Annotated in this window: 5 protein-coding genes; all 5 read right to left on the reverse strand. The window is 30.6% G+C overall.

The window, feature by feature from the left end:
* The coding region (locus J7J62_07440) for a DUF2341 domain-containing protein (protein ID MCD6124984.1) at positions 1–2,769 on the reverse strand (2,769 nt) is incomplete at its 3' end.
* Positions 2,770–2,785: 16 nt separating this feature from the next.
* Positions 2,786–4,186, reverse strand: coding sequence for a hypothetical protein (locus tag J7J62_07445; protein MCD6124985.1), 1,401 nt, complete (start codon positions 4,184–4,186; stop codon positions 2,786–2,788).
* A gap of 16 nt (positions 4,187–4,202) precedes the next feature.
* Positions 4,203–4,883, reverse strand: coding sequence for a hypothetical protein (locus tag J7J62_07450; protein MCD6124986.1), 681 nt, complete (start codon positions 4,881–4,883; stop codon positions 4,203–4,205).
* Between the two features lie 3 nt (positions 4,884–4,886).
* Positions 4,887–5,261, reverse strand: coding sequence for a hypothetical protein (locus tag J7J62_07455; GenBank protein MCD6124987.1), 375 nt, complete (start codon positions 5,259–5,261; stop codon positions 4,887–4,889).
* Between the two features lie 20 nt (positions 5,262–5,281).
* Positions 5,282–5,977, reverse strand: coding sequence for a hypothetical protein (locus J7J62_07460; protein MCD6124988.1), 696 nt, complete (start codon positions 5,975–5,977; stop codon positions 5,282–5,284).
* Positions 5,978–6,081: the final 104 nt, after the last annotated feature.

Consider the following 6,081-nt stretch of genomic DNA (forward strand, 5'->3'; position numbering starts at 1 on the left):
GGCTCGATCAACCAGTTCAACACCTTTAAGCAGCACACTGTTTAAGAAATTATTTACTTTATTTACTAATAAAACATCAATCCAATAATACTTCCAAATTGCTGATTGCCAATCCAAATTAAAATTATAAAATTTTAAATATATATCATCCAACCAAATAAAACCAAATCCTTGCTTCGGAACATTAGTATGTGTCCCAAATACTTTCGGATATAATGAATAAATAGTATTGGGAAACCATTGATGTCTATCTACATCGGTTACTGATTGAACTGATTGATTGGGTTTTCTATATTGAACATTATAGAATGTTGGATTATTTGGCCATCCAAGTCCTGACCAAACTGCATAAATGTCATTTTGAATTGTAGCTGAAATGGAAGGTGCTAATTGATTATGATCTTCATCTGAAACATTTTGAATATTAGTCCATCCACTACCATCATTTTTTCTATAAACTATATTATAATAATTAGGATTATTTCCATACCCTTTATCACGCCAATAGACATATATGTTATTGTTTAAATCTATCAAAATTATAGGATAATTGTTTCCTTCTACTTCTGCAAGCTCTTCTATCTGCGCTCCAAATTCACTTTCGCCAAATTCACTTTCGCCAAAATAAGTCAATTTTTCTTCATTTAAATAGACTATTCGATAAAGTCCATCGGATGTTTTCTTTATAGACCAAACCAAATGAAACTTTCCATTATTGTCAACTGTAATGCATGGAAATAGTTGTTCAACGCCTGTTGAAAATTCATATGATGATTGCCAAGTATTATTTATCTTCTTTTTTACGAAAATTTTATTATCCTTGTGCCAACTTACATAGATTATGTCATCATTTTCATTAGTAAAAACAATTGTTGGTGCTGAATTTTCAATAGCATCCCCAATAACTTCCGTATCTTGCCACTGTCCACTCAATTGACATTTATATGCAATTTTATAAGTATCAGAATCAACTTGCGATAACCATACTAAATGGACATCATCTTCTGCATCTATTATAATTGCTGGATATTTCTGATGATAAGAATCATTTGTTACTTGCGTAGAAGACCAAACAATGCCATCATTAGATGAAGCTAAAAAGATTTGGTAAATATCATCAACTTCTTTATGATAAACTGCAATAAAAGAACCATCCGATTTTCTAACTAATTTCCTTTGAAAAGGATAAAGCAAAGAATCCAATGACAAACTTGAATCTATACAATGAATTAAGTATGAATCAAATTGATAATTATAATTACGAGTTTCGTATTCTTCTAAGATCTCTTCACTTCCCGCTAAACTATAAGAAGGTTCTGGATCAATATATTTACGTACTAATACCCAATCACATCGTATATCATTCGTAGCTGACCAAGATCGTATATTAACAGGAAGAGCAATATTAGGAACACCCGATGATTGACTAGTAATATCGCTTCCATCTCGACGAAGTTTTCCCTTATCCGATTTATATATAATTTCATCTATATGCCATGCACCAACATCCGCATCGCCAATTTCAATCTGATATAATGTTCCTCCTGTCTTATTAGCGAACCTCCATTTCTCCGAAGCATCGTACCATTCCAAAACACTTTCAGTATGTTGTGAATTTTCAAGAGCAAAACATGTCTTTGGTTTTATCGCAATACGTCCTCTTAAACAATGGTCATAAGAAAACGTATCTTTAGAATAAACATCATGACTTGTATCGTCAGCATCACTTTTTATAGTCAAAATACTTGAATTAATCGTTAAAGGGCCAGTATTAAGTTCATTCCATTTATTTGTATCTAAACTTGAACCATTAAAATCATCAAAGAAAATAAATGTATCATCACCATTACTTACATTAGTAGCATTTGAATTTCCATAGTAACAATAAATATCTACGTTATTATCTAAATTATCAGCAATTTTCACCCAACAATACGCTACACGATTAGGACTTGTTCCTTCTACTTTTTCTACCCAAAAACTTAATAAAGTAGTTCCATCATTTTTAGTGAACCTTAAATCACCACTTGATGGTTTTAAAACTGTTCCTTTATTGATTTTAAAATTATCGAAATAAGCTGAAATTTGGGGATGATTGGCGGAACTATATATTTCACAAATTGATATAAAGACATCATTGGTTGGAAAATCTGTTCTTTGGTGAATTTGTTGCCAATTGTTTCCATCCCAATAGTAACAAGTTAACGTTTTGCCTTCTCTAGTGATTCGAAGTTTGCCAGCAGTATCGGTTGTAGCTACGTGACCATCAGTTTCACTATCATTAACTTTAATCCCAGCAAAATAGTTATGACCATAAGAATTTCTATATTCTCGTTGACAATAAGCATAATTATTAGCATCAATACTTATTGCTAAACGTATAAAACCAAATTCCTTGCTTTCTAAATCCAAATTGGAAAAATCTATCTGAATATCAAAATCACCAGATAGATAAAATTTGCTTTTTAACAAACCATAATTAGTTCCAGATGTAGCAGTAACTGAAGCTTCTATTCTTCCATTCTGTTCTTCTACTGATACGTTATTTCCATTTATTATTTTTTTCCATAAATAATCATTTAATAAATTGTCATCGAAATTATCGTCTGCATTGGGAAAATTAGCTGAGTGCCCTTCTACGTGAAAATCACACCCCGAAGCCCCTGAACTCTCTCCAACCTTGAGTAGTACTTGGTAATCAATTCCAGCACCTGATTGGCCTTGAATGGTTATCTTTTTTCTGTAAGACCAATTAGATAACCAAGACATATTTATCACCTATAAATTATTCAATGTAAATTTCCATTAAAATACCATTATTAGAATATGCATCTGATCCTGCTGGCACAACTTCTTTTAGCCAAATCCCTTTAGCTGAAGGATGCGTTTTAAATATAACTTTATCATTAGCTTCAAAACTTCCAGACCAAGCAGTGGAATCTATTGTAAAATATGGTTTAGATGTATTGGTATTTGTTGGCGAAAAATTAGATGTAATTGTTCCTGTACCTACATTTCCTTCAAGCGAACCACTGCATGTGAAATGTGAACTATCTGTAAAAGTTAAAGTCCATGTATCTTCCACAGTTCCTTGATTATCCAATGAAACTTTTGATTCATCGAAATTACCGTTTGCAGAGTTTACAGTTACATCCGAAAGACTTGTTTTTATCTCGCCAAGTGATAAACAGACGCCACAATAAGTATTATCGGAATCATAACTATTGGCAACTTGATCTGCCAAATTTATAGTACAAACATTACCAGACCAAGTATAGCATCTTTTATAATAATCAACTGTTGGTGTAGAATCTGGTGTATCAGAAAATGTTATGCTAATTTCACCAGTTTCATAGTTTATACTACCATCTGAAACATTTGTTCCAGTAATATTTCCATTGCCATCATCGGTAGCTTCATAATCAATACCACCAAATGCATATTTAACAGTAACAGTTTCCTTTTTTATTGGTGGATGTAATAATTTTCCGCCATCTTGTCCTGTATAAGGGCCTGAACCTGAACCACTTAAACTTTCGTTTTCATACTTATCATTAGCAGTTTTTATATATTCAATATGACCTTCAGAATGATAAGTAAAGACTATATTATTACCCAAATATGTTCCATATGGATAATTATCTTCTTGTGATGGACTTGGTGCAGATTGCTTTACCCATTTACTTCCGTTATAATAGACTGGATCAAATGGTTTAACGCCACTATCTATCGTCTGATTTATTTTGAATTGCGAAGAAATTGCAATGTAAATATCATTGTCAATATAAACATCATTACTTTCAAACAAAATCTGAATCTGTTGCGAACTAGCAGTTAAATCAGCGTTTAATTTCCCGCCTGAATACCACTTATAACTATCATCTATGTCATCTTGAACATCAGTCTGTGTTCCCAAGGCTAAATAAAATCTATCATTAGCTGGCGACGGAAAAAGTAAATAAATCATAGCATCAAAAATACTTTCATTATCAGCATTTTTGTTCCATACGAATTCTTTCCTATATCTGGTAATTCCATTATCCCTTTCAGGTTTAGTTACACGTGGAAACAAATTGTATTTTGTTCTATTTGGGATTTCTATATAACTTTTTCTGCCACCATTTGTATTAGAATCTGTTACTGTTTCCGATTTTACAAATGAAACATCTGATCTAGATATTGCCATAATTTTAAACCTCCATTTACCTTAATATTTGCATTAATTTTATTGTTCCATAATAATAATCATCATCTGCCATATTTGGCCTTGGCAAGATAGGTGTTACATCAATAACTGGCGGATCTTCCCATCTAAATCTAACCAAATAATGTTTTCCATTGTATATTAATGGATATGTTTTATTTGGAATTAATGCTTTTTGATAAAGCATTTCTACTTGTTTTCTTGTTAGCCAACCTTGATTTTCCGTAGCTTCTAAAGTAATTGGTTTCTCACATACATTAAATTCTTGAATATCATAATTTTGTGCCAAAGTTAATCGCTTAACTGCATCTATTTCAGAACTATTAAATTCATCATTCCAAACCAATTTTAGCATCATACCATCAAGAAAAACATAATTAGTATCAAATAATGAAATTTCAAGATTATATGAACAAGATTTCGTAATTTGAAATAAAGAATCAACTATGTAAGTAAAAGAAATATTTAATTGTTGCAATAATGAATCTAAGGTTAATAATGTAAATAAATCTAATTCTTGAATTAATAAATCTATATTATAATTTTCATTTACAATTGCTTGAAATAATGAATCTAAATTATAATTCTTATTCTTTAATTGTTGCGCCAATAAATCTATGCTATAATTTTCATTTTTTAGCTGTTGTAATAATGAATCTATATTATAATTTTGCGACATTATTTAAACCTCTTGCAATCTTATAGTTCCATAATAATAATCTTCATCATCTGGATTAGTTCTTGGTAAAATCGGATACATTTCAATTGGGGTATCTTCATGTCTAAATCTGACTTTATATTTCTTTCCATTATATTCAAAATCAAAAACAGCATCGGGAATTGAAGCTAATTTTTCTAATTCTTTCACTTGTTTTCTGGTTAACCAAGCTCTATTTTCATCGCCTTGTAGTGTAATATTTCTTTGAAATTTATTTTTAGAAGACCAAACTAAGGCATTATATCCCAAAGTTCTATCCTTGGAAGAAGATATGGGCAGATAATCAAATTCATCTACCCAAATTAGGTCTGGAAGTTCTACTGTATCTATTTTTATCATTTTGAAACAAAATTAAAACGTTATATCTTTTTGTAAAGTCTTAATACAGTATCCGCACCTAAAATTCCTGAATAAGTTCCACGTATTGTAATAGATGTTATATTATCTGTACCATTTTTCCAATGCCCACCATAACGATAAGCTTTTATATTTGCCATTAAAGAATCATGATTATTAGAATGACATATTAAAGTTCTACAATATCCAGATTTTGCAAAAATATATGCTTCTCCAAAAATGATAAAGTTGTTTGTTGGATTTTGTTGTCCTATTTCCAATGCATTGCCATTCCAAGAAGAAGCGTCAACAGTTGTCCCATTAATTATCAATCTTTGATTATCATAATTTGATTCACTATCATTATTAAATCTTAATTCAATATTTGCAGAAGTATTAAGTTGACTTCTAATTCTAAAACTTAATAAATATTCTTCATCATTATTACCATTCAGATTTGAAAATGTATAAGTTTGAGCACTATCAGTAAAAATAACTTCTTCTATTAATTGCCAGCGACCACCACTACCTGTTCCATTTCCTAATGAATCCAAACGATCTTTTACTGTTGGATAATCACCTTGGGGATTTTTACCTAAAGTCTGTTCAATAGCAACAATCGCATCTTGAATATTATTAACGATTGAAGCAGTTATAGTATCAACAAAATCTTGCCAAGTTGTAAAACTATCATAATCATTTGGATAATTTGAAGCCATATTTAATCACCCTTCTTTAAAGACAATAATCCGTCCCATTCTAATAATTCAACTTGAATTATAGAATGGGACTATGAATTTTTTATTTTATTTAATGTTTCAGA

Source organism: bacterium, from assembly GCA_021159335.1.
Lineage (GTDB): Bacteria > UBP14 > UBA6098 > B30-G16 > B30-G16 > JAGGRZ01.

Bases quoted from the DNA above. Each gene is read 5' to 3' on its own strand.
- J7J62_07445 (MCD6124985.1), bottom strand. From the start codon at position 4,186: ATGGCAATATCTAGATCAGATGTTTCATTTGTAAAATCGGAAACAGTA.
- J7J62_07450 (MCD6124986.1), bottom strand. From the start codon at position 4,883: ATGTCGCAAAATTATAATATAGATTCATTATTACAACAGCTAAAAAAT.
- J7J62_07455 (MCD6124987.1), bottom strand. From the start codon at position 5,261: ATGATAAAAATAGATACAGTAGAACTTCCAGACCTAATTTGGGTAGAT.
- J7J62_07460 (MCD6124988.1), bottom strand. From the start codon at position 5,977: ATGGCTTCAAATTATCCAAATGATTATGATAGTTTTACAACTTGGCAA.